The organism is Alkalilimnicola sp. S0819, from assembly GCF_009295635.1.
GTDB lineage: Bacteria > Pseudomonadota > Gammaproteobacteria > Nitrococcales > WHIW01 > S0819.
Genome location: NZ_WHIW01000002.1, coordinates 195,147 through 220,201, shown reverse-complemented (window position 1 = coordinate 220,201; position 25,055 = coordinate 195,147). Strand labels below are relative to the sequence as shown.

21 protein-coding genes are annotated in these 25,055 nt (G+C 66.7%); 2 read left to right on the top strand and 19 right to left on the bottom strand.

Annotated elements, in window-relative coordinates; genetic code table 11:
- Positions 1–79: 79 nt before the first annotated feature.
- The 14 genes from GBG68_RS02610 to GBG68_RS02545 all read right to left on the bottom strand — a co-directional run bounded on the left by GBG68_RS02610 (position 80) and on the right by GBG68_RS02545 (position 18,356).
- On the bottom strand, positions 80–1,252 hold the full coding sequence (locus tag GBG68_RS02610) for a glycosyltransferase (protein WP_152144812.1): 1,173 nt from the start codon (positions 1,250–1,252) through the stop codon (positions 80–82).
- Positions 1,253–1,382: 130 nt separating this feature from the next.
- Complete coding sequence (locus GBG68_RS02605; RefSeq protein WP_152144809.1) at positions 1,383–2,639, bottom strand: polysaccharide lyase family 1 protein; 1,257 nt, start codon at positions 2,637–2,639, stop codon at positions 1,383–1,385.
- A 187-nt stretch (positions 2,640–2,826) separates the two neighbouring features.
- On the bottom strand, positions 2,827–3,930 hold the full coding sequence (locus GBG68_RS02600) for a hypothetical protein (protein WP_152144807.1): 1,104 nt from the start codon (positions 3,928–3,930) through the stop codon (positions 2,827–2,829).
- A complete protein-coding gene (locus GBG68_RS02595; protein WP_193222189.1) occupies positions 3,927–5,087 on the bottom strand; it encodes a GNAT family N-acetyltransferase in 1,161 nt (386 codons plus the stop codon). Before GBG68_RS02595 ends, GBG68_RS02600 begins: the two co-directional genes overlap by 4 nt.
- Positions 5,088–5,103: 16 nt before the next feature.
- Positions 5,104–6,150, bottom strand: a complete 1,047-nt coding sequence (locus GBG68_RS02590) for a sulfotransferase family protein (protein WP_152144803.1) — start codon at positions 6,148–6,150, stop codon at positions 5,104–5,106.
- On the bottom strand, positions 6,147–7,409 hold the full coding sequence (locus GBG68_RS02585; RefSeq protein ID WP_152144801.1) for an ATP-grasp domain-containing protein: 1,263 nt from the start codon (positions 7,407–7,409) through the stop codon (positions 6,147–6,149). Before GBG68_RS02585 ends, GBG68_RS02590 begins: the two co-directional genes overlap by 4 nt.
- Positions 7,409–8,587, bottom strand: coding sequence for a PrpF domain-containing protein (locus tag GBG68_RS02580; protein WP_193222188.1), 1,179 nt, complete (start codon positions 8,585–8,587; stop codon positions 7,409–7,411). The genes GBG68_RS02585 and GBG68_RS02580 overlap by 1 nt, the downstream gene beginning before the upstream one ends.
- A gap of 31 nt (positions 8,588–8,618) precedes the next feature.
- On the bottom strand, positions 8,619–10,067 hold the full coding sequence (locus GBG68_RS02575) for an oligosaccharide flippase family protein (protein ID WP_152144796.1): 1,449 nt from the start codon (positions 10,065–10,067) through the stop codon (positions 8,619–8,621).
- A gap of 5 nt (positions 10,068–10,072) precedes the next feature.
- Entirely contained in the window at positions 10,073–11,413 is a 1,341-nt protein-coding gene (locus GBG68_RS02570) for an O-antigen ligase family protein (RefSeq protein ID WP_193222187.1), read from the bottom strand.
- A 103-nt stretch (positions 11,414–11,516) separates the two neighbouring features.
- The gene (locus GBG68_RS02565) at positions 11,517–12,305 is read right to left on the bottom strand and encodes a CpsD/CapB family tyrosine-protein kinase (RefSeq protein ID WP_152144792.1); all 789 of its coding nucleotides are present in this window, start codon (positions 12,303–12,305) and stop codon (positions 11,517–11,519) included.
- A gap of 23 nt (positions 12,306–12,328) precedes the next feature.
- Positions 12,329–14,113 (bottom strand): GumC family protein, encoded by a 1,785-nt coding sequence (locus GBG68_RS02560; protein WP_152144790.1) that lies wholly within the window; start codon positions 14,111–14,113, stop codon positions 12,329–12,331.
- 87 nt (positions 14,114–14,200) lie between these two features.
- On the bottom strand, positions 14,201–15,628 hold the full coding sequence (locus tag GBG68_RS02555) for a UDP-glucose dehydrogenase family protein (RefSeq protein ID WP_152144788.1): 1,428 nt from the start codon (positions 15,626–15,628) through the stop codon (positions 14,201–14,203).
- A 22-nt stretch (positions 15,629–15,650) separates the two neighbouring features.
- On the bottom strand, positions 15,651–17,114 hold the full coding sequence (locus GBG68_RS02550; protein WP_152144786.1) for a mannose-1-phosphate guanylyltransferase/mannose-6-phosphate isomerase: 1,464 nt from the start codon (positions 17,112–17,114) through the stop codon (positions 15,651–15,653).
- A gap of 141 nt (positions 17,115–17,255) precedes the next feature.
- Positions 17,256–18,356, bottom strand: coding sequence for a hypothetical protein (locus tag GBG68_RS02545; protein WP_226801555.1), 1,101 nt, complete (start codon positions 18,354–18,356; stop codon positions 17,256–17,258).
- 155 nt (positions 18,357–18,511) lie between these two features.
- Here GBG68_RS02545 and GBG68_RS02540 point away from each other — a divergent pair, with 155 nt between their 5' ends.
- Positions 18,512–19,531 carry a sodium:calcium antiporter gene (locus tag GBG68_RS02540; RefSeq protein WP_152144781.1) on the top strand — a complete coding sequence of 340 codons (1,020 nt, stop codon included), beginning with the start codon at positions 18,512–18,514 and terminating at the stop codon, positions 19,529–19,531.
- Between the two features lie 352 nt (positions 19,532–19,883).
- Positions 19,884–21,278 carry a copper-containing nitrite reductase gene (gene nirK / locus GBG68_RS02535; RefSeq protein WP_193222186.1) on the top strand — a complete coding sequence of 465 codons (1,395 nt, stop codon included), beginning with the start codon at positions 19,884–19,886 and terminating at the stop codon, positions 21,276–21,278.
- Positions 21,279–21,359: 81 nt separating this feature from the next.
- Here the strand turns inward: nirK and GBG68_RS02530 are convergent, their stop codons facing one another.
- From GBG68_RS02530 to GBG68_RS02510, 5 genes are all read right to left on the bottom strand, one after another.
- Positions 21,360–21,794, bottom strand: a complete 435-nt coding sequence (locus GBG68_RS02530; RefSeq protein ID WP_152144780.1) for a DUF3293 domain-containing protein — start codon at positions 21,792–21,794, stop codon at positions 21,360–21,362.
- A complete protein-coding gene (locus GBG68_RS02525) occupies positions 21,791–22,345 on the bottom strand; it encodes a hypothetical protein (protein ID WP_152144778.1) in 555 nt (184 codons plus the stop codon). Before GBG68_RS02525 ends, GBG68_RS02530 begins: the two co-directional genes overlap by 4 nt.
- A gap of 103 nt (positions 22,346–22,448) precedes the next feature.
- Positions 22,449–22,769, bottom strand: coding sequence for a DMT family transporter (locus tag GBG68_RS02520; protein WP_152144776.1), 321 nt, complete (start codon positions 22,767–22,769; stop codon positions 22,449–22,451).
- A gap of 89 nt (positions 22,770–22,858) precedes the next feature.
- Positions 22,859–24,370, bottom strand: a complete 1,512-nt coding sequence (gene purF / locus GBG68_RS02515; protein ID WP_152144774.1) for an amidophosphoribosyltransferase — start codon at positions 24,368–24,370, stop codon at positions 22,859–22,861.
- A gap of 29 nt (positions 24,371–24,399) precedes the next feature.
- Complete coding sequence (locus GBG68_RS02510; protein ID WP_152144974.1) at positions 24,400–24,978, bottom strand: CvpA family protein; 579 nt, start codon at positions 24,976–24,978, stop codon at positions 24,400–24,402.
- Between the last annotated feature and the right edge of the window lie 77 nt (positions 24,979–25,055).

Here is a 25,055-nt window from a genome sequence, read left to right as displayed (position 1 = left end):
CTCGCGGCGCCTGGTGCTGCGTCCTGCATTGATGTCTCTCCGTGTTCCTTGTCGTCAGGGTCTCAGCGGGGCAAGGCTTTCACCCCTGTTCCGTACGAGCGCTCGCCGGGAAGGCATCGCCACCGCCGCGCCGCGCGTACAAACGGGCATAGACCGCCAGATAACGCCTTGCCAGCGCCTCGCTGGAGAACTCGCGAAGCACCCGTTCCCGGGCGGCCTCGCCCAATCGGCGGCGCAAGTCCGCATCGGTGCACAGGCGGCCCAGCGCTTCGGCCAGCTCCGCCGCACTGCCCGGGCGCACCAGCAAACCTTCCTGCCCGTCGCGCAAGGTGGCGGGAATCGCCCCCACCCGGGTGGCGGCCACCGCCAGCCCGCGGGCCATGGCCTCCAGCAGGGATACCGGCTGCCCCTCTTCCACCGAGGAGAGCGCGAAGATATCGAAGCGGCGCAGCCAGCCATCCACATCGGACTGGAAACCGGGCATGCTCACCTGCCCGCCCAAGCCTCGCTGGCGGACCAGCGTTTCCAGTTCGGCGCGTTGCGGCCCATCCCCCAGCAGGCACAGCTCGAAGGGCAGCCCCCAATCGCGCAGCAGCGCCGCCGCCTCGATGAGTGTGCGAAAATCCTTCTGCCAGACCATGCGCCCCAGGGTGCCTATCCGCACCACCGGGCGCTCCCCCACCGACACCGGTTCCGGCACCTCGGTGCCGTTGACCACCAGCTGCAGCTTGCGCGCCGGCACGCCGCAGCGTTCGTGCAGCATTCGGGCTATGTGGCCGGAGACGCAAAAGCGCAAGTCCGCCGCGCGCCCAATCAACTGGCCATCCAGCCAATGGTGACGCGGGCGTTTCCAGGCGCCTATGCCGTGGTCGGTGGTGACGACCACCGGCACGCCCGCCAACCGCGCGGCCAGGGTGCCGTAGAGGCTGGGCCAGAACATGTGGGTATGCACCACATCGATGCGCTGGCGGCGCAACCAGCGCGCGAGGCGCCAGATCTGCCAGGGGCTGCTGCGCACGCGCATGAAGCTTCGGCGCAAGGTAATCTCCGGGGCCAGCTGCGCGGCGAATCCGGGCTGACCCTGGTCACGCAGCACCACGGCGAACTTCTTCGCCACGGGCATGGCATTGAGGATGCTGACGAACTGGCGCTCGGCGCCGCCGTATTTGAGGGTGTCGATGATATGGCAGACCCGCAGCCCGCCTGCGGCCGGGGGCACCGGCGCCGGACCCTGCCGGAGTGTTGCGTTCATGTTCTTGCTGTCTCCCTGCCGGAATCCTTATCCGTACCGGGAATGGGGGCGGTAAAACGAAAAATCTCCCCCCGCGACCAGCGCGGAGGGAGATTTTCTCAGGGGCGGTACGGGGCGGCGCCCCGCCCGGTCAGGGATAGAGCACGTCCACCTGCAGATCCGTCGGCGCCTTCGGAATCGTGGGGCCGGCATTGCCCTGCTCCACTTCCCGTGCGTAAGCGTGCAGCCACTCTTCCAGGTTGGTGTAACCGTCGCGGTTATCATCGCCGTTGGGGTTGGCGGGCAGCTGCAGCGGGCGGGTATTCACCGCCAGGCTGGGCCAGCCCCCCACCTGTCGCTGGCTGCCGATGATCCGACCACTGCCGCTCTTCACATCGTTGACCACCCGCTGATCGACGCTGTCCCGATCCGCGGGGCGCGCACCGGCGTACGTCAGCACATAATCGTAGGCGTCGCGGGCCGCGAGCGGCTTGTAGCCGGACTGCCGCACCGTGGGCGAACGGCTGTCGGTGAAGCCGCAGCCGATGTTATCGGCCATATACAGCGCCGAGGGGGCACGTTCATGGACACAGCTGCCGCGGGTATCCGCGCCTTTCTTGAAGTAGTTGCCCACCAGGTTGGCGTCACCCTCGGTGTCCAGCGCGTGGTTGCCCCAGTTGTAGACCACATTATTGTGGAACTCGGTTTCGGAACCTTTCTTGAGGCGCGGGTTGCGGGCGTTGTTGTGAGCGAACAGGTTGCCGGTGAGGGTCACCCGCTTGATGTCCGGCCCGACAATGATCCCCATGGAATGGGGGCCCTTGGGGTGGATGGAGTCGTGCAGCGCCTCGCTGGAGATGGAGTTTCGGATGGTGATATCGCTCACGCCGGTATGCCAGAGCTGGAAGTTCTCGTCGACGCCCCAAGACACCGAGACATGGTCCACCACCACGTTCTTCACCGGCGCCTTGCCGGCAATGATCTGCAAGCCGTCCCGGTTGTCCGGGGAGGCGCCACCGGCGCCGTTGGCGTCATCGCCTACGCGGATGCGCAGATGCTGGATCAGCACATCATGGGTGTTGGCCACGGCCAGCGGTGCGCCGCGCAGGGTAATGCCCGGTGAAGGCGCGGTCTGCCCGGCAATGGTCAGGTAGGGCTTCTCGATGCGCAGATCGCGGTTCAGGCGGATGGTGCCGGAGACCTCGAATACGCACACCCGCGGCCCGCTGGCGTCGATGCAGGCCTTCAGGGAGCCGGGACCGCTGGCGTTGAGGTTGGTTACCTTGATCACCTTGCCGCCACGACCCGCCGGGGTATCCATGCCGAAACCGGAGGCCCCCGGAATCACCGGCAGCGCGCCGGCGGCCGTGGCGCCCAAACCCAGCGCCAGGCCCATTGCAATCGTCATCGCATTCTTCATATCGGATTCACCCTAAAGTCTGTCTCCGGAAGGCAACATTGCCCGAGCGACGAGACCCGTCGCGTCCGAGGAGGCATCCTAGGGGCCGCACGATGAGTGCCACCATGACTCGAATCACAGACCCGGCAGCGACTGGGTCTCAGTTTTCAGGGGAACGACCAAAGGGTGGCTTGGCTCACACTTGCCGTGAGAAGGGCTCGCGCTTGGGGCTGGCCGAAACGTCGTCAAGGCCCGACAGTACGGCGTCTGGCGCGAAGGGCTCGCCCTGCTGGCAGCGCCACTGCAGCGCCGCCTCGCTGAGCGTCATGGGGCGCAGCCCCAGTTCGCGGGCCTTGGCAAAGACTTCCGTCAACCTGGCCCACACCGCGTCGGCCTGCTCCCGCGTGCGCGAGAAAGGGCTGCACCCGAGCAAAAGCTCCGAGGAATGCAGCGACAGGTTCACTACCCGCCCCGGGGCCCGTGCCGCCCGACCCACGGCCTGGGACAGAGCCCCCCGCGGATAGCGTGGATCGGGGCACAGGCGTCGACCGCCCCCGACCCGGTGATGCTGAAATACCCGGGAAACCGGCCCCGCGCCCGGCAGGCCGCGACGCAGCCAACCGGCACAGCCACGAGCGATGAAGGAATCCGGCACGTCGATGGTCGCCGGCAATTCCACCAGATTGCCGCAGCCCGGCTCGGTCACGTAATGGGCTCGCGGATCGGCGGTGTGGAATTCCGGGCCCTGGGCATCTCGACCGCGGCAACGACGCAGGCTGCGCAAGGGCAGCACCGAGGAGTCCACCACAAAACCGCGCTCTGCCAGCCACCGCAGGGTGCGCGCATCCACGCCCCAGCGCCCCGCTCGATGGGCGCGGGGGTTCACCCCGTAATGGTGAATGATCGCCTCGCGCAGGGTTTCCGCCTTGTCGATGAACAGCTGCTCCGGCAGCTCGTACTGATAGGCATGCAGCCAGGCGTCATCTATGCCCGGCGCACCCTGGCGCTCGAAGGGCGGCGTGGACCAACAGTGCAGGTGATGACCCAGTTCGCAGGCATCGCGGGCGACGATGGGGCCTAGCACGGCCAGGGCCTCCGGGCTCGTTGCGCATTCGTAAGCGAGCAGATAGGTGGGCCTGATCCCGAAACGCTCGCACAAGGCCTGGAAGCGCGGTATCTGCGCCATATTGGCCAACCCGATGCGGTCCGGATGTCGCCAGGCATCATCGGCTTCGGTATCCACGGTCACCACCAGGGGTGCCACCTCGTCGTATGCGCCACGCCGTAGGGTATCGCTCATGTTTCGGCTCCCGATTTGTCCGCGTTGGCAAGGACGGCCCCCCCACCACGCCTGCTCATGCGCGCGGCGTGCAGGGCCTGACGCAGGGCACGGGCCTGGCGCTCCACCCAGAACTGGGGTCTGGGCTTTTGCAGCGTGCACCAGAGCAAACGCCCCCGGCCGGTGGCGAGACTCGCCTTGTATTGACCATCACCGGCCAGAAGCTCATAGCGCCGGTGACCCTGCCGGGCATTGTGTTCCACGGCCGCGCTATGACAGGCCAGGCCGGGCTTGAGCCGGTTGTCGGACTCGAACCGAAAGCCACTCTGGTAGGCGTACACCCGCCCCTGATGGCGAAAGTTGTACAGACAGCCCACCGGCTCTCCGTCCACCGAGAAGCGCAGCAATTGTATGTCGCCCGCATGGAAACGTTGGCGTATCAGCCGACGATGGAAAGCGAGGACGTAATCGGTATCGAAGTTGCTCGGGCTGCCCCGCTGTGCCCACATGGCCCGGTGCAGGCCGAGCAACTGCTCGAACAGCGCCTCCGCCTCCGCCAGGGTGGCGGCCTCTTCCACTTGCCACTCACCGCGCTCCGCGTAGCGGCGCCGGGCACGTCGTATCTGGGCGCGAGTGTTCGCACTCAGCAGGGCCAAGTAATCCTGCCCCGCTCGCAGCGGCGCCAGGTCCACGTAGTGCGCCGAGGTATCCCGGCGGACCTCCAGCCGGTATCCCCGGGGAGCCTGACCGAGACTCGCGCCGGGGAAGGCCTCCCGGTCCAGCCCCGGCAGCACCAGCTCATCCCAACCACCGGGCAGGCCCTGCAGCAGCGCCGGCAGGGTCGGGGCCACATCCGGGCGGCAAGGCACGGCGTTGAACTCGATACAGATGCGGTCCAGGGCGGGCACACCGCTGCTGTTCAGGTGCAGGCTGCGCGCGGGTATGAAGCCATGGCGCAGACGCCGCCGGCGCCCCAGGAAACAGGCGGCCGCCGGACCCTGGGCGTCGGAGAACAGCGCCAGCTGCGGCCGCGCACCATAGCTTGCGGCGGTGTCCAGCCAGGCTTCCATCCATCCCCAGGACAGGAAATAAGCGTGATCCCCCTGCTCCACCAAGGTGCGCCAGGCGCGCACCACCCCGGGCCGATCCCGCAGCCCATCCAGCACCTGCAATTCCATTGCCTGTTGCGCCCCCTCAGCGTGTGCGATAGATGAATTTTCCGCGCAGCGAACGCAGCGCGTCCGTAAACCGGGCTTCCGCCCCCAGCACGTGCCGCGCCATGCGCAGGGCATCGCCGGCGCGCAAGGCGCCCAGGCGCAGCCGGCTCACCCGGCGCGCCGGCCCCCGGTGGTGACCGAGCGGATAGCCGCAGTCCCGCAGCACCGGCGCGCAAATGGCCTCGATGCGGGCAATCTCCCGAGCACTCATGGCAGAGCGCCATTTCGCCGTGTTGCCGCTGACGATGCGCCGCGCCCCCCGCGCTGCCCCCAGATTCTCCGCATCCTTGTCGGGCACGGTGGTGGCCGGCTCGTAGGGCAATCCCAGGAAAGCACTTAGCCGGCGCATCAGCCGCTCGGGATCGGTGAGCAGATCCTCGTAGCGCAGCTCCAGATAGCGCGCGGGGCCGAGTTCCGCACCCGCCCGTCGGCAGGCCGCCACATCGTCGTGCCAGCGCTGGGCGGCGCGCAGCGGATGCTTGCCCCAGGCGGCGCGGGCCGACAGGCAGTAGTCCCGCACGTCGCGCACGATGTGCACGAAACGCGCGCCGGGATAAAGCGTGCTCAACAGCGGCAACTCCCGCAGATACAGCGGCGTCTTGTCCCCCCAGATGCGCTTGCCCCGGGCCTGGGCGAAGAGGCGAAAGAGCGCTTCCATCACCCCCGCGCAGCTCCATTCGCGCACCGCCCCGCGCCAGCGCTCGGCGGAGGGCAGTTCCGCGCCCAGACCACGGCCGAAGTTGCTGCGGGCGATCCGCCGATGAAAGCGATGAAAGCGCTGGGGGTCCCGCAAGCGCTCCCAGTTCAGCCCGCTGCGGGCATAAAAGGGAATGAAGTGGGATTCGTACTCCGGCAGGCCGACCTGGCTGTGACGGTTGACCAGGGTACGCAGCAACTTGGTGCCCGAACGGGGCATGCCGACGATGAAAAGCGGGCCATCGAATCGCTCTCCAGCCCCCGGAATACCTCCTGCCGGATCCTCAACCATGAAATGCACCATTTCCCCTGCCCGTTGACTGCTCATGAGCCCGCCGTCGGGGCCGGGCGTCGCATCGCCGACAATCGACGCCCGGCCCGGCGCCGCAGGAACGCCCCCATGTCCACCACGGACGGCGCCGGATCATCCCAGGCGAACACCGCGCCCACCGCGGGGCCACGCAGGGAGCGCCACCACTGGCCCAGGCTCAATCGCCCCTGGCGATGCAGGGTGCGGGCCGCGGCCCAGTCCTGCAGGAAGCGGCGCCATTTGACCCCCTGTCGCCAGTCGGTGACCGGCGGCAAGGGCTCGCCCAGGGCATCGCGATAGGCGATATAGGGCAGGTCCACCCCGCAGGCGGCGGCGATGCCGATGGTATTGACCGCCCGGGCGTTGATCTCGATGAGTTTGTACAAACCGGTGCGCGGATCCAGTTTCCACTCCACGCCGACCAGACCGTGGTAGCCGAGCCCCCGCAGCAGCCGCAGCGACTGCGTCTGTACCTGGGGCTGGCGGCAGGTCACGGTGAGGGTGCAGTAGCCGAAATCCACCGGCAGCTGGCGGATCTTGCTGCGCAGGCAATAGGCCAGCGGGCGCGCGTCGCGATCGAAGTAGCCGAGGAAGGTATAGAGCTGTTCATCGCGCCCGCCGATGACCTCTTGCAGCATTACGCCCCGCGCCTGGGCGCCCAGCTGCTCGTAGGCGTCCAGCAACTCCCGGGCATCGGCCACCCGTATGCCCTTGCGCCCGGCGGAAACCCGGCGCATCGAGGCCAGCCGCCAGCGATGCGCCACGGTGGGCTTGATGACATAGGGATAGTTGCGCAGTTTCGGCAGCAGCTCGCGCAGTTCGGCCTGGCTCTCGGGATACCAGGTCTCGGGCACCGGCACGCCCAGGGCTTCGGCCGCCTCGTACTGCGCTCGTTTGTCTATGATGCGCTCCATCACGCCACGGGCGGGAACCGGCAATTGGAAGTGCGTGCCCAGGCGTTCGCGGTGGGTGGCGAGGAACCAGGCGCAGTCATCGCTGGCGGGGATGAGCACGCGGCGGCCCGGATGGCGCTGCGCGAGCCCTTCGAGAAACTCCAGCAGCCGCGTTTCCGACTGATAGAGGTCGGGACAAGGCTCCACGGCGGCGCAATAGCGCGAGCGCAATCCCGCATCCAGATGGTTGGGGTGCAGACGCACCACCCGCACGCCACGCCGGCCCAGCGAGCGCACCAGGCTCAAGGCCTGCACGCTGAGCGAGGTCGCCCGGCGGTGGGGATCCGATTCATGGGTCATGACAAAGGCAGTGGTATTTTCCATCAGGACCAGACTCCCTGTCCCGGCAATGAAACCCCCGCGCCCGGGCGCGCGCCGTACGCGGCGGGCGCGGGCTGCAGCGCGTCCTCGCGTACCAGTATGTGACCTTCCATCAGCCGACGGGCGGTGCGCAGCACGCTCACGCCCTGAATGTGGGGGATCGGGCCTGCTCCCGTGGCGCTCACCGCGACCTCCATGACACCGGCCGGATGGGCTATGCGCAGAGTCCCTGGCGCCTCGACCGCAAGTCGAGGCAGATGGGCCACACTGCCCGGCACCCTGGCGGCACAGGCCAGGGCAATGGCGCCGGTGACCGCGAACGCCTTGTGGACCCGGCCGGGATTGAGGATGCGCGCGCTGATCTCGGGCTCGCTCGCGCGCGCGTCTCCGAGCAGCGCGAGCTTGCAGGAGAAGGCCAGCTGAGCCCCCAGACCCGGGCGCACCGCGCCAAGATGCACCAACAAGGCGGCCACGCGGCGTCGGATGGCATCGGCCTGCGCCAGCAAGCCGGCGCAGGCTTCGAGTTCGGCGGGCGTCTCGTCGCCGCGCAGACCGAAGTATGCGGCGGGCACGAAGGCGTAAAGATTGCCCGCATCCACCACCGACAAGCGCATCGGCCCGAAAGCGCCGGGCAGCGTGTCCATGGCTTGCCCGGTGGGCAGGAGGCGGCCGGTGACGCCCCCGGCGGGCTCGAAGAATGTCAGCCTGATGGCGGCACCCCGCCCCGGAACCCCATCGATCACGCAGTCCCCCGCCGTGCAGGCCCGACCGTCGCGTACCGGCACTTCGGCCAGGATCAGCTTGCCGGTGTTTCGGTTGAAAATGCGCACCGTCGCGCACGGCTCCCGCGCCGGCACCAGGCCCTCATCCACGGCGAACTGGGCGACCGCCGCGGCCAGATTGCCGCAGGTCACCGTGTAGTCGACAGTGGGTTGCTCTATGCCAACCTGCCCGAAGAGATAATCCACGTCCGCCTCGGCGCGCTCCGAGGGGCTGACGATGGCGAGCTTGCTGCTGAGCGGATCGGCACCGCCCAGCCCGTCGACCTGGCGACGATCAGGACTGCCGAACATGGCGAGTATCATCGCCTCGCACTCCCGCGCCCCGGCGGGCAGCGCCCCCGCGTGCAGCACCAGCCCCTTGCTGGTTCCGCCCCGCATCAGCACACCTGGTACTCTCATATCCATGAGCTTCGCTCTTCCCTAGAAAAGATCAGGCGGGACTGCGTCGCCAACGCGGCCAGATCCGAGCCAGTATCTGCACCGTGGTCTGGCTGCCGAAGCGACGTATGAAGGTCAGATAGGCCAGCGCGAACAGCAACCCGCCGATCATCGCCGCCACCAGTTCATTCAGCCCGGTGGGCTCCAGCACCACCAGCAACGGTGCCGCGAGCAGGCAGCCCAGCGCCAGTCGCCCCGTATCGGACCAGGGCAGCAAGCGGGACAGACGTATGCCATAGAGATGCATGATCACCGGAAAGAACATCACGCCGGTGATCAGCCGCGTGAGCAGATAGGCCCAGGCCGGCCCGAGCAGGCCGAACAGGTGGTAGAAGGGGAACAGCAGGGCGGCATTGATCGCCAGGCCCGCCAGATTGGCATAGACGAAGTAGCTGGTTTTGCCCGCCGAGCGCACGGGCAGGGTCAGATCGAAGCATTCCCGCAGCAGCACCACCCCATAGATGGCGAAAATCGGTGCGGCGGCGACGTACTCGGCGGTGAACAAGGTGCGCACGATCAATTCCGCCTCGACGATCATTACCGTCGCGGCCGGGAACAGCAGCAGACACAGCAAGACCGTGGATTGTTGCCACAGGCGCAGGCGCTCCATGGGCTCCCGTGCTTCACTCTTCTGCACCATGTCCGGGAATATCACGTCACCCACCGAACTGCGGATCACCGTGCGCAGCGGTATGGCGTAGGTGCCGATGACATACAGCGACAGGGCCGTCGCGCCGATCTGGGTGGAGACGAACAGCCGACTGAGATTCTCGGTAAGGGTAAACAGAATGGTGGAGCCGCCGAGCGGAAGAAAGTAGGCCATTTGCCGCTTGCACGTGGCCCAGTCCCAGCCTCCCGAAAGCAGCCCCTGGTGGGCGCTGTAAGCGAGCACCAGAAGCGCGCGGCTCGCCTCGAAGGCCACCAGCCCGTAGGCGATGTGCAGCGCCTCGCCACTCCACCAGGCCACGGCCACCACCACCAGCAGGCGCAAAATGAGCTGGCCGGTGGAATAGAACAGCACCACGTCCGAGCGCTTGCGCGCCAGCCAGTAGAAAAGGAAATAGTCGACATTCACCAAAAAGAACAGGTACAGCACCAGCGGCAACACGAAGTCGAAGCTGGTCCAGGCGCGCAACAGGTCGCCGCCCAGCCATACCAGCGCGCAGCCCACCGCGCTGAGCAGCAGGCTGAACAACACCGCCTGGGTGACGTAGCGCCTGGAGCGCTCCGGCTCCAAGGGCAGGAAATAGAGCAGGCTGCGACCGGCGCCGAGACTGATGCAGGCCTTGATGAGCATCGCGTAGAGGATGAATTCCCGGTATTGCCCGTAGGATTCCACATCGAGGATGCGCACCAGCAGCAGCGGGCTGAACATCATCACGGCCTGATCGGCCGCCCGGGAAAAGGTGAGAATGAGGCCGCGTTTCTTCAGAGACGCCATCTCGCCTAGCCCCGCTCCCGGCGCGCGCGGGCCGCGCCGTCCCAGCCCGGATCGGTCACCGGCTCCGGAGAATGCGGGTCCGGCGCGCCGTCAGGCGCCTCCGCCGTCCGGGATGCGCTGACCGCCACGCGCATCATCAGGCCCAGGTAGGCCCAGATCAGCAGCCAGGGCTTGTAGAGGTTGACGAAGAACACCGCCCACATCAGCCCGATGAAGCCGATGACGAACATGATCAGTTCGGCGCGCTGGGCGGCGGGCAGCCGCCCGATGGCGCTCCTGGCGGTGCGCAGCATGGCGTACACCAGCACCAGGTAAAGGCTCAGCCCGATCATGCCCAGATCGTAGAGAAAGGACAGGAAGGTGTTGTGGGTGGCGTAGAAGTAGATGCCCAGCGCGCGCATGTTGTCGTACATGTTCCACCCGCCCCCCACCAGCCAGGTCAGCGGGTGCTCGGCCATCGTTGCCAGCGCCGCGCTCCAGATGTAGCTGCGCCCGGAGCTCAGGGTGCGCATGTCGTCGGGGTCGCTCTGGGCATAGAGCCGCTCATAGAGCAGATCGCCGTAATGCAACATCGCCACGGAGACCACCACTGCACACACTACGCCGGTAATGAGCACGCCGCGGGTGAGTTGTCCGCGAGGGATATACCGGTACAGGTACAGGCAGCCGAGCACGGTGCCCACCACCAGTGCCGACAGCGCGCCACGGGAAACCGCCAGCAGCAGCGCCATGGCGCTCACCAGGCCGCCCAGTATCCAAAAGACCCGCCGCAACCCGCGACTCATGAAGGCCATTGCCAGGATGCTCGGGAGGAACAGGACCATGAAGGCACCGAATTGGTTCGATTCCCCCATGGGGCCACTGACCCGGCCGTCCTCGCGCTCATGGATGATGCCCAGATCGAGGATGTTGTAGACGTCTACCAGGGTGATCAGATTGCTCAGGGCGATGCAGGCAAGCATGCCGCGGGCCACCCACAGCGCATCCTCACGGCTGCGCAGGGTGAGCAGAAACACCAGGAAGAGCATGTATTGATCGAGCAGGCGTTTGAGGGTGATGAAGCCCTCGACGCGATCATAGGGCAGGTTCCACGGATTCAGCTGGCCGGCGAAATACCAGGACAGGGCGGCATAGCCGAGCAACAGCAGATAAGCCAGATTGACACCGTGCGGCGGTGCGCTGAGAACAATGCGACCGCGCATCAACGCGCCCAGGGCCAGCAGACCCAGAATCGCGTAGATATAGAGGTTCTTCAGACTTAGGCCCTTGGCAAGACCCAGTTCCAGATCCAGCATTCGCTCCAGCAACAGCAGAACGAACAAGCCAAGCAGCAGCACCCGCGCCATGCCATCTCCCAAGAGCCGGCGCGCGCAAGCCCGCCGGTTCAACCTTCCCTGATTCAAACACTGGTTCGGGTGGCGTGCGGGCCCGCCGGCCCGCACGCCGGCTTCAAGCATCGTCGTCCTCGCCCTTGTTCAGCACGGTGCCGATAATCGGGGTATCGCCCAGCGCTTCCGCGGCGCGCCGCAGCGTTTCGCGATTGGTGCTGCCCTCTTCCACCACCAGCAGCACCGCGTCCACGTGGGGGAACATGGCCAGCGCACCATCCCCGTCGGCGACGGAGGGCATGTCGAAGAGTACGGTGCGGTTGGCATAGCGCCCGGTGATGTCCCTGACCAGGGTGTGCATCTGCCCGGAGGCCAGAAAGTCGGAGGAGTCCGCGACGGATTCGCCCGCCGGTACCACGCTCAGATTCCCCACCACCGGGTGGAGCATCAGGCTCTCCAGCGGCGCGCCATCACAAAGATAATTGGCCAGACCATGGCGTTTGGCGATGTCGAAGTAGCGATGCACGGCGGGACGACGCAGGTTGGCGTCCACCAGCAAGGCGGTGTGTCCCACCCGACGGGAAATGCTGATGGCGAGATTCACCGCGGTCCAGGTTTTGCCCTCACCGGGGCGCGCACTGGTGATACCCAGGGAACGCCAGCCACGCCGCTCCATAACGGCGAGCACCTGGCTGCGCAGGGTGCAGAAGCGATCCCAAAGCGGTTCGCGCCCCGGTGCGCCCACCAGACGCTGCCGCTCCAGCAGTGAGACCGGGACCGGCACCGAGGGGATCATCCGGTAACGCACCAGCCCGCGGCTGCGCACGGGGGTTATCCTGCGGCCGCGCTGTGTCTTGGCCAGCGCCGCCTGCACGTCGGTGGGTTTGAAGCTGCTGATCTTGGTTCCCATGAATTCCCTCTCCCACGCCAGGCTTATTGTTCCGCCGCATCAGGTTCGCTGGCTTGTGGCCACCAGCCCGGCAGGAAGGACGCGGGCGCGCCCCGCTCGGATGTATCGAGCCCCAGAAGACTTGGGCCACGCTGGTGCAGGAAGGCCACCAACAACAGACCCGCCACCACGATCAGAATCGCCCGCAGATAGCGGCGGCGGCTTTTTCGCTGTCGGTCCTTGCGGTTGTCTACATAGGGCATGATGATTAGCGGCGGTTGTTTCAAGACCGATCGCACGCCATCGCGGCCCCGCACCCCGCGATCCCAATACTCGCTGAAGGCGGCCGCGCCAACACCGCCACCCATGCCCAACACGATGCCGAACAGCATGATCGCCATGGGGGTGGGGTTGCGGGGCTTGCTGGGCAGATTGGCTGCGCGCACCAGGTGCAGGCGCTCGCCCACCTGCTCGCCTTCCAGCTGCATGGTCATCTGCGCGCCCAGCAGACGGTCACTCACTTCGCGGTAACGTTCATTGAGGCTGTCCCGCTGGCGCAGCAGCGCCTGGTACTCCTTCTCGACCCCCGGTGAGGCGAACAGGCGTCGCTCGTAGTCATCCATGGAGGCGACCAGGCCGTCGAGCTTGCTGCGTTGGGTGCGCAAATCCGCTTCAACGGCATCCAGCTCACCGCGCACGGCGATGTAGGCGGGATTGTTGACCGGGGATTCCTCCGCCCCCCCAACGCCACCACCGCCGGCGAATTGCGATTCCATTCCCCGGATTTGTCGTTGCAGGGCAATCACGTCCGGGTGTTCGGCGGAGCGGGTGTCGCGCAGCCGCTCCAGTTCCAGCCGCAAGCGGGCCAGTTCGCCGGACAGGGCGCCACCGCCACCGCGGGCGGCTCCGTCCAGGGCCTGGATTTCGCTCTTCAGGCGCAGCACGTCCGGATGAGTCTCGCTGTACATGGCCCGAGCCCGAGCGTACTGGCTGCGCAACAGGCGCAGCCGTTCGCCGGCGGTGGACACCCGGCGACCATCCTCGGAGTAGATGTCGACCTGGGGCGAGAGGCCGGCGAGCCGGGTGCTCAGGGCGATGCGCCGCTGCTCCAGGTTGCGGATGGTCTCCCGCGTGGTGGCCACGTCCGCCATGGCCCGGTCATACAGGCTGCGATTGACCGGCGTCAGCTCCGGCAGGCTCTGCAGATGCGTGCTCTTGAACTCCGAAATGGTTTGCTCCAGCTGATCCATGCGCGCCCCCAGGCGCTCGGACTGCTCTTCCAGAAAACCCACCACCGCGGCGGTCTCGGATTGGCGCATCTGGTTGTCCTGCAGGTACAGGGATGCGAGCTCCTGGGAAACCTGCTGCGCCACTTCCGGCGTGCGCCCGTCGAAGGACACATCGAAGGCGACGGTGACCAGCATCACCCGTCCGCGCTGCGGGTCGGTCACCTCGATGTCCACCTTCTCGACAGTGATGGCTTTCCGCATGGACTTGAGCCAGTCGCCACTCGTCTGCCAGTTCGATCCCGGGGGGAACACGGCGTATCTTTCGGCGATGGCGCGAAGATTCTCTTCGCTCTTGATGCGCTGACTGAGCACGTGCAGTCGCTCACTGAGATAACCCAACGAGGGGCCGGAGACCCACTCCGCCGGGATCGCGCGCCGCTCGATCTGTATGGTCGCGGTGGAACGGTAGCTTTTCGGCATCAGCACCACCAACGCCACCGTCAACGCCACTATGGTGAACAGACCCAGAGCCAGTGCCCCCTTGCGCCGCCGCAGCACCCGCAGATAATCGCGCAGTTCCATTTCTTCCCTGGCTGCCATGACCTTTCCTGTCTCCCTCACACCTTTCCAGGCGCCCGGGCCCCATGCTTGAGGCCCGGGATGCCACTTGCTGCAAACGCGGCCCGGTTACATTGCGCCAGGCCCCGCCACCACTTGATCCAGGCTGCCAGGCGCGGACTGGGGCGCCCCCGGCGGGACCCGCTCCTCGGGTTCCAGCTCCAGCGGCGGCAGCGACGGCCGCCCTACCGCGTAATAGATGAAGCCATAAGCGGCCATGTCCCGCGGGTCGTAGAGGTTGCGGCCGTCGAACACCAGCGGTGCGCGCAGCCGCCGACGCATGCCCTCAAGGTCGGGGCTGCGATACACATTCCATTCGGTGAGCACCGCCAGGGCGTCCGCCCCCTCCAGGGCCTGCTCCGGGCTACCGGCCAGCACTAGATCGGGGCGTTCGCCATAGATGCGGCGCGCCTCCTTCATGCCCTGGGGATCGTGGGCACGCACGGAGGCGCCGGCCGCCCAGAGGGATTCCATGAGCCTGCGGCTGGGCGCCTCGCGCAGATCATCGGTGTTGGGCTTGAAGGACAGCCCCCACAGCGCGATGCAGCGCCCGCGCAGCTCGCCGTCGAAATGCCGATGGATCTTCTCGAAAAGACTGTTCTTCTGCCGATCGTTCACCCGAGTGACCGCTTCCAGCAGACGCGGCCGATACCCCACGCCCCGGGCCGAGCGGGTCAATGCGTTCACATCCTTGGGGAAACAGGAACCGCCGTAGCCGCAGCCGGGGTAGATGAAGGCGTAGCCAATACGCGGGTCGGCGCCTATCCCCACCCGTACCTGTTCGATATCGGCCTGCAGCCGCTCGGCCAGGTTGGCCAGTTCGTTCATGAAGCTGATCTTGGTGGCCAGCATGGCGTTGGCGGCATACTTGGTGAGCTCCGCCGAGCGCACATCCATGACCATGAGCCGGTCGTGGTTGCGGTTGAAGGGTGCGTAGAGCGAGCGCAGCATCTGCGCCGCGCGCTCGGAGTCGGCGCCCACCACGATGCGATCGGGCTTCATGAAATCGTTGACCGCGGCACCTTCCTTGAGAAATTCCGGGTTTGAAACCACGTCGTATTCGCCGCGCAGCCCTCGCCGAGCCAGGGTCTCGGCCATAACGGCGCGTACCCGGTCCGCGGTGCCCACCGGCACGGTGGACTTGTTCACCACCAGGCGGTAGCCGTCCATGTGCTCGGCGATGCCCCGCGCCACCTTGAGCACATGGCTGAGATCCGCGGAACCGTCCTCGTCGGCCGGAGTCCCCACGGCGATCATGATCACCGCGCCATGGGCGACACCCGCGGCCGGGTCGGTGGTGAAGCGCAGCCGGCCGGCCGCGCGATTGTCCGCCAGCAACTCGCCCAGGCCGGGCTCGTAAATGGGGACTTCGCCACGGTTGAGCGCATCGACCTTGGCCTCGTCTACGTCGACGCACAGCACATGATTCCCCACCTCGGCGAAACAGGCGCCGGTCACCAGCCCCACATAACCGCTGCCAAAAATGGTGATGTTCATGGAAACCTCCTTGTAAGAATTGTCAGGACACGGCCCCGGAGGCGGCACCCGCCGCCGGGGCGCCGGCTGGCAGGGGTATGCGCCCGTAACTGTCCTCGAAGCGCACGATGTCGTCCTCGCCGAGATAGGCGCCGGTCTGCACCTCCACCAGTTCCAGCGGAATGCGGCCCGGGTTCTCCAAGCGGTGCAAGGCGCCTATGGGTATGTAGACGGATTGGTCCTCGGAGAGCAGGAACTCCTCTTCGCCCCGCCACACCCGCGCCGTGCCCCGGACCACCGTCCAGTGCTCGGCGCGGTGATGGTGCATCTGCAGAGAAAGGGAGGCACCGGGCGCCACGGTCAGGCGCTTGACCTGGAAGCGCTGGGAGCTGACCAGGGTTTCGTAGCCACCCCAGGGGCGGTGCACCTGGCGATGCACCAGGGGTTCTTCCCGGCCCTTTTTCCGCAAGCCGTCCACCACGCCGCGTATGTCCTGCACCCGATCCCGGTGCGCCACCAGCACCGCGTCCGCGGTCTCGACGATCACGTGATCATCCAGCCCCAGGCTCACCACCAGCCGATGCTCGGAGCGTATGTAGCAGTTGCGCGTGTCCTCGCTGAGCACGTCACCCTGCAGGACATTGCCCTGGCCGTCCCTGGGCAGCGCCTCGTGCAGGGCCCGCCAGCAACCGATATCGCTCCAGCCCGCATCCAGCGGCAACATGACGGCACGGTCGGTTTTCTCCATGACCGCGTAGTCGATGGAATCGGCCGGGCAACGGGCGAAGGCTTCCGCGCCCGGACGGCGGAAACGCCCGTCATGAACCATTCCGGTGTACGCCGCCTCGCAGGCTTCCGCGATGGCCGGTGCGTGGTGGTGCAGCTCGGCCCGGTAGACCCCGGCCCGGAACAGGAACATGCCGCTGTTCCAGTAGTAGTCGCCAGCGGCCAGAAAACGTTCCGCCCGCTCCAGGTCAGGTTTCTCGGCGAACTCCAGCACCGGGCGCGGCCCCTGTGCGCCGGCCGCGGCCTCGGCACGGATGTAGCCATAGCCGGTTTCGGGACGCGTGGGCGGCACCCCGAAGGTGAGAAGCTGATCCTGCACGGCGGCATAGGCCTGGGCTACGCTCTCGGCGAAGGCCTGAGGACGGCGGAACAGATGATCCGAGGGCAGCACCAGCATGCCGGTCTCATCGCCGTACTGTTCGCGGATCAGCAGGGCGGCCAGCGCCACCGCCGGTGCCGTGTTCCGGCCCTGCTCCTCGAGCAGGATCAGCGCCTCCTCCTCGCCGCAGGCCTGTAGCTGTTCAGCCACCAGGAAACGGTGCGCTTCGTTGCAGACCACGATGCAGGGACCATGATCGGGCACTGTCCGCAAGCGCTCCAGCGTCTGCTGAAGCAGGCTGCCGGCGCCGTTCAATTGAAGAAACTGTTTGGGATACAACTGCCGGGACAAGGGCCACAGCCGGGTGCCGGAACCACCACAAAGAATCACCGGAATCAACATCTTCCCCCCTGAGCCAGACCAGGCCTGTTCTTCGCTTGCAATGCCTCGTTGCGCTGAGAGCAGCTAATAGCGACCCCGAGGTCGTTGTGTGGTCTGCGGGGGCAAGTTCCAAGTGCGAAGGGTGTGGCTGGCGGGGAATCGCTACGCGCCGTCCGAAGGCCTGGCTCGCCAACGATAACGGCGCAGCACACCCGCCCCCCGGCCGAGCAACCAGGCAAGCGGCCCGGCAAGCAGGCGGAAAAGTATCGAGAGCAGGTAAAGCATGGGCAGCAACAACAGGGTCCACCCCGCAATCTGCACCAGCCACGGCGGCCAGCCTGCCGCACGCGCCAGACCCGCCAGCGCATCATTGATGAGCGCTGGATGGTTGAGCACCAGATAGGCCACGCCAATCGCCGCGGGCCATTTGGCATAACGCATGCCCTGCAGGCCGTAACGCCCGGCCTGCAGCAAGCGGCTGCCGTAGCCGGCGGCGCGACCGGAGCGCGCCGCCGTCCCGACCCCGGCCGCCGCCCGGCCCAATCGAAGCACTTTCACCGCGCTCATCACCACCAGCGCATCCACCGCGGCCCAGCCCAGATCCTCCGCGCGCAGTTGCTCACCGCGCAGCGCCCTGACCTCCAGCCCCCTGATGCCGCTACTGAAGAACGCCGTGGTGCCCTCAAGCACCCGCTCGGTCTGGATCCATTGGACTTCGCCCCGGGCACCCATGAGAAACTGGCCGAGAAAATCATGCCCCTGCGCGGCGATGAAGTTCACCGCAACCCAGCCGCGCTGCGCGGGGCCGAGCGGGGTGGCCGCCGGCATCGGCTGATCGCCGGTGCCGTCCCACCAGTTCGTCGCGGCCCACTTCAGGGCCTCGTAGCGATCGAGGAGCTGGTTCAAGGCCGCCACCGAACCCACATCGTTGCGAATGAAATACTCGATCGGCAGCAGGACGGCGGGGCCATGATCACGCAGAACCCGATGAAACTCCGGCTCCGGCCCATACCGCGCCAGTATCGCCCTGGCCATCTCGGGGTGGCGCAACAGTGCCGCCCGGGCCTGCAGCAACAGCAGAGGGTCCCGGGCGTAATCGACCAAAACGGCCTGCACCTCCAGGGGCTCTTCGGCCAGACCCGGGAAGTGGGGCACGGCCTCCTCGGCGCGGATGCGTACCAGGCGCTCCTCCACCGGCATGGGCTCCCAGGCCGTCACGATCAGCATGGAGGCCAGCAGCGCAAGCCACAGAATCGTTCTCACCGCGCCCTCCCCCACGACGACCACCGGATGCCGTCCCATGCTACACCAGGAGGCCCGCGGCCAATGGCCGCAGCCCCCGGCAAGGGCGGCAACGGAGCCGCGGGGCGCCGCGCCGTCGCCGCTGTCCCCGGACATCGATCAGTGCCTCCCTAGCCATGTGGTCGCTGGAAGTCAGCTGGCTCGCGCTGGGGCTGGCCGTGGTCTGCATCACCGCGGCGGGCACCCGGCTGGTGGCCATCGCCGACGAGGTCGCGGACCGCACCGGCGCGGGCGAGGCTTTGATAGGCGCCACCCTGCTCGGCGCAGTCACCTCGCTGGCCGACATCACCGCCGTCACGTCGGCGGCGGCTCAAGGCTACGCGTCGCTGGCGGTCTCCACCGCCGTGGGTGGCATCGCCGCTCAGACCGCTTTCCTTGCGGTCGCCGACGTCACGCTGCGGCGGGTGAACCTGGAGCACGCCGCCGCATCCCTGCCCAATCTCCTCTCCGCGACCGTGCTGTTGTTGATCCTCAGCCTGATCCTGGTCGCCACCCTCGCCCCGCCCATGAGCCTGTGGAGTATCCACCCGGTCACACCGCTGTTGCTGCTGGCCTACGCGCTGGGCATGCGCCTGGTGGGTGCCGGCCACCAGCAACCCATGTGGCAACCGCGCATCACCCATGAAACCCGGCTGGACCTGCGAGCGGAAAACCACCCCCCTAGAAGCGGCCTCTCCCTGGCACTGGGGCTGCTGTCCACCGGTGCGGTGGTAGCCGGGTCGGGTTGGCTCCTGGGAGAGTCCGGGCAAGCGCTGATACACCACCTGGGGCTGGCGGAGACAGCCGTGGGCGCCATGGTGGTGGGCGTGGGCACCTCCTTGCCGGAACTGATCACCTCGGTGGCGGCGGTACGGCGCGGCGCGCTGACCCTGGCGGTGGGCGGAATCATCGGTGGCAACACCTTCGATACGCTAATGGTGGGCGTGGCGGATGTCGCCTACCGCGAGGGGCCGATTTATCAGCATGTCGACGCCCCGGACCGGACGCTGATCGCGCTGACACTGTTCATGACGGCGGTCGTGCTGCTGGGCTTGCTGTATCGACAGCGCCGGGGGCCGGGCAATATCGGGCTGGAGAGCGTCGTGATCCTGATCGCCTACGCCTTGGCCATGGTGCTGATCAATCTGCGCTACTGACTCGCGAGGAGCGAAAGGCATGAACCGGCACTCGCCCCGCGACAGGGGCACGGCGGCTGGGGCACCGTTACCGGGGGAACGTGCCGGGCGTTCCCACCGCGCCGGGACCGTCCGCCGCGCCTTGATCTGAATCAAGGCCAAAGATCTAAAGCCGCGCTATCTTTTGTTCCATTGGTTTCATTTCGGCTTGCTCCTCCAAGCCCTCAACGCCCTCCTTGGAGGGCGTTTTCTTTATCTTCGACCCAGCGGATAAACCCGCACCCTCTCTTGAGCTGGATCAAGTTAAACATTGCGATCATGCACTACTTTTGTCCCCGACGGCTTGAAACCCTCGTTAGTGGAGACGAAAACCATGAAAACCCATGCCCGACTCACCCTGGGCGGCTTGATAGTCGCCCTTCTGTTGGCGGCGCTGGTGGCGACACCGGCGGTGGCCAAGCACCCCTCGCCCTCCGACATCACCCCGGATGTCACCTTCACCCTGCGCACCGCGATCTCCGAAGGGAAACTGGTGTTCATCGGCGACAAGGGCGAGATCAAGGATCAGGTGAATCCTGATCTGCGCGTGCCGTCCGGCGCCGTGGTACAGATCAACCTGATCAATGGCGACGGCGCCATCCACGACGTGGCCGTGCCGGAATTCGGCGCCGACTCCGACGACATCGGTGGCAAGGGCTCGGCCACGGCCATCTCCTTCCGCGCCAGCAAGGACGGTGTGTTCGAGTATCTGTGCACCCTGCCCGGTCACAAGGCCGCCGGCATGTTCGGCAAGCTGATCGTCGGCGAGCCCCAGGAAGAAGTCGAGAGCGACGCGCTGGACATCTCCAAGGACCCGACGGAAGTGGGCGAACCGGTGGGTAACCGCGGGCCCAAGACCCTCACCCTGAACCTGGAGACCACCGAGGTGGTGGGCAAGCTGGCCGACGGCAGCACCTACACCTACTGGACCTTCAACAACACGGTGCCCGGCCCCTTCGTGCGGGTGCGCGTGGGTGACACGGTGAAGGTAAACCTGGCCAACGCCGAGGACAGCAACCATATCCACTCCGTGGACTTCCATGCGGTCACCGGCCCCGGCGGCGGCGCCACCTACACCCAGGCGGCCCCGGGCCAGAGCAAGAGCTTCAGCTTCAAGGCGATGGCGCCCGGGCTGTACGTGTACCACTGCGCCACCCCCATGGTCGCCCAGCACATTTCCAATGGCATGTACGGGATGATCCTGGTGGAGCCGGAAGGCGGCCTGAGCAAGGTGGATCGGGAGTTCTACGTGATGCAGGGCGAGCTCTACACCGCCGAGCGTCACGGCACCCGCGGCCATCAGGAGTTCTCGCTGGACAAGATGCTGGACGAGCGGCCGGAGCACCTGACCTTCAACGGTTCCATGGACGCCCTGACCAAGACCCACAACATGGAAGCCAACGTGGGTGAGAACGTGCGCATCTTCTTCGGTGTGGGCGGACCCAACCTGGTCTCCAGCTTCCACGTCATCGGCGAGATCTTCGACAAGGTCTACGACCAGGCCTCGCTGACCAGCCCGCCGCTGACCGACGTGCAGACCACGCTGGTGGCCCCGGGTGGCGCGACCATGGTGGAGTTCGAAGTGGACTACCCGGGCCGCTACCTGCTGGTGGACCACGCCCTCTCCCGGCTGGAGAAGGGCCTGGTGGGCTTCCTGCAGGTCAACGGCAAGGCCGACCCGGAAGTGTTCGACACCGAAGAGGCCTACGACCCCGACTCCGGCCACTAAGGCCGGCGGCTCCCGGAAAAAAGGCCCGGGCATTCGCCGGGCCTTTTTGTTTGCTTCTTCGCGATCGTGAGGAGGCGCTGATCAAGGAAAACACCAGCTCAGCCAGGGAACCGCATCGGCGCCAGCCCAGAGCACGGCGTACTGATCGAAGGCGCGCCCCAGGGCAAGGCCGCGCTCTCGCGCCAGCCCCAGGGCCAGAAACGCGGGCTCGTCCGGCCACTCGCCGGCCGGATCGCCGCCCACCGCCTCCAGCACACAATCGCTCTCCTGCTTCAGTACGGCACGCAGGCGCTGCTGGGCAGCCGCATTGACCTGCTCGCTGCACAGACGGCTGAAGGGGTTGCAGGCGCTGATGAACAAGGCACACTTCGCGCCGCGTTCACGATACAGGGCGTGCAGCGCCGCACAGGGCTGGCCCGGTTGCAGTCGAAAAGGCGTAGGCGCCGCGTCCACCCGGTACCAGGCCTCGGCATAGGCCTGCCGCAGCGCCGCGGGCGGATCGGCCGGGGGCCTCATGCGCCGCTCCGCAGCGCCCCGCTGCGGCCGTGGTCCAGGGGCGCGCGACCCGCCTCGGCCCCCAGCGGGCCGGTCTCTCGCCAGCCATCGCTGGCGGCCACATTGAGCGGCTGGTGGTATATCACCCCCTGCTTGCCCGGCAACAGCTCCTCGGCCGGGCCCAGAAAACCCCAGCCCTTCACCTTGCGGCCGTGCAGGAACAGCGTCCAGGTCTCCGGATGCGGCTCGGTGATGCGGTGAAAGGTGCGACGACCGATGAAATTCGGCCGCCACCAGCGCACTCGGCGCACCTTCTGGTGCCACCCCCGGACCGGGTCGAAACCGGTCAGGCGCTCTTCTTCATAACCCCCGGCCAGCACCCAGCCCAGTGACCAGGTCCAGGGGTGATCATGCACGTGCCTGTCACCGTCGCCCTGCACGAAGCGGTGCAGGTACACGGTGATGCCGAAGGGCTTGCCGACGAAGTAGCGTTCCATGTACGGCTCGCCGTCCACCGTGATCAGGCGGCAGCGCAAGCGGGCTGTCCAGCGGTACAACAAACGACGGATCATGAACTCCCTCACAGTCACTACCCGGTAGGCGCGAACCGCCTCCTGGCCAAGAGATTGACAGAGCCCACGACAAACCCTGTCGTGGCGATCGTCCGGCGCCCGCTCAAGCGCTGCTGCTGAGCTTCAAGCCGATGATGCCGATGAAGATCAGCAGCAGGGAAATCACCCGCCCCGGGCTGGTCGCATCCCCCAGCCAGAGCATACCCGCCAGCGCCGTGCCCAGCGCGCCTATGCCGGTCCACACCGCATAGGCCGTCCCCACCGGCAACTGGCGCATGGCCAGCCCCAACAGCGCAAAGCTCGCCACCATGGCCAGCAGAGTCATCAGCACGATCCAGGGCCGGGTGAAACCGGCGGAGAGCTTGAGCCCCAGCGCCCAGACAATTTCCAGCAAACCCGCCACGGAAAGCATCAACCAGGACATCGCGATTCCCCGAACAGCCGGGGCCGTCCCCGAAACCTCATGTCGCGCACCGGGGTCGTCCCCGGGCGCCGCGCCACGCCGGCCGCGGCTCACTCGTGGTTATGCAGCCCCATGGTGGCGGCTTCATTGGCATCCCGGGCCTGCTTGCTCTCTTCCGAGCGCTGCGCCTCCAGCTCCGACAGATACTCGGTGCTGACATCGCCGGTGATGTACTCGCCGGTGAAACAGGAGCAGTCCAGCTGCTCCAGCTCCTTGTTGCCGCGACGCACCGCCGCCACCAGGTCATCCAGCTCCTGAAACACCAGCCGGTCCGCGCCTATGGCCTCACAGATCTCCTGCTCGCTACGGTTGTGTGCGATCAGCTCCTGGGCGGCCGGCATATCGATGCCGTAGACATTGGGGTAGCGCACCGGCGGCGCCGCCGAGGCGAAGTACACCTTTTTGGCGCCCACGTCCCGGGCCATCTGGATAATCTGCTGCGAGGTGGTGCCGCGGACAATGGAATCGTCCACCAGCATCACGTTCTTGCCGCGGAATTCCAGCTCCACCGGGTTGAGCTTCTGGCGCACGGACTTCTTGCGCTGGGTTTGCCCCGGCATGATGAAGGTGCGGCCGATATAGCGGTTCTTCATGAACCCTTCGCGGAAGGTCACGCCCAGCTTGTAGGACATTTCCAGAGCCACGGTGCGGCTGGTATCGGGAATGGGAATGACCACGTCGATATCATGATCGGGCCACTCGCGCAGCACCTTGGCCGCCAGCTTCTCGCCCATGCGCAGCCGCGCCTTGTGCACCGCCACATCATCGATCATGGAATCGGGGCGGGCCAGATAGACGAACTCGAAGATGCAGGGCGCGTAGACCGGCTTGTCCACGCACTGGCGGGTGTGCAGCTGCCCGTCCATATCGATGAACACCGCCTCGCCGGGCGCCACGTCGCGCACCAGCTTGAAGCCCAGCACATCCAGCGCCACGCTCTCCGACGCGAGCATGTACTCCGCCCCGGCCTCCGTCTCGCGTTTGCCGAAGCACAGCGGGCGGATGCCGTAGGCGTCGCGGAAGCCGAGAATGCCGTAACCGTTGATCATGGCCACCGCCGCATAGGCACCCCGGGCGCGCTTGTGCACGGCGGTAACGGCGGCGAACACATCCTCGGGGCCGATGCGCAGCTTGCCCTGGGCCTGCAGCTCGTGGGCGAAGACGTTGAGCAGCACCTCCGAGTCGGAGCTGGTGTTGATGTGGCGCAGATCCTCGCGGTAGATCTCGCCCTTCAACTGCTCGCCGTTGGTGAGATTGCCGTTGTGCGCCAGGCTGATGCCGTAGGGGGAGTTGACGTAGAAAGGCTGGGCCTCGGCGGAGCTGGAGCAGCCGGCGGTGGGGTAGCGCACATGGCCGATGCCCATATTGCCCCGCAGCTGCAGCATGTGCCGGGTACGGAACACATCCCGCACCAGGCCGTTGTCCTTGCGCAGGAACAGTTGTCCCTGGTCGTAGGTCATGATCCCGGCCGCGTCCTGGCCGCGATGCTGGATGACGGTCAGGGCGTCATAGAGCGCCTGGTTGACCGGGCTCTTGCCCACCATGCCGATAATGCCGCACATAAACCCTCTTGTCTTGAGCGCTCTAAAAGCTAGGAACCCGGCGGTCGTTCCGCTGCCGCACAGAAGTCCGACCAATAGGAGGCGGCGGGCCGCCCCGCCGCCATTGCCTGGCCGTCCAGCACAGGCGAGTAAACCATCAGACCCGCGAACAGCTCGCTCACCGCCACCGCGCATACGCCGCGCTGCAGGTGGCCGATCAGCCGGGAATCACGCCACCAGCCCTCCTGGGGCAAGGCCGTCAGGCCCGCCAACAGCACCAGCACGCCCACCACCAGCACTCCGCGCAGCACACCGAAGACCACGCCCAGCATACGGTCCGTGCCGCTCAGCCCGGTCTTGCTCACGAGCTGGCTGGCCAAATGATTGATCAGCGCGCCCAGCAGCAGGGTGGCGACGAACAGGACCACGAAGGCCACGCCCATGCGCAGGCTCGGGGAGGCAATGTAGTCGACCAGGTAAACGGAGAGGGAGCCGGCGAAACGCACGCCGATCCAGACGGCGGCAACCCAGACGATCACGGACATCACTTCGCGCACGAAGCCGCGCAGCAGGCTGATCAGCGCCGACAGGGCCAGGATCCCGAGGATCACCAGATCAACGATAGTCATCACCAGGACGCGCTTCCAGCCGCCGTCGGCAGCGCTGCGATCAGGGCCGCTGATGGTAACAAACTGACCACCGAATT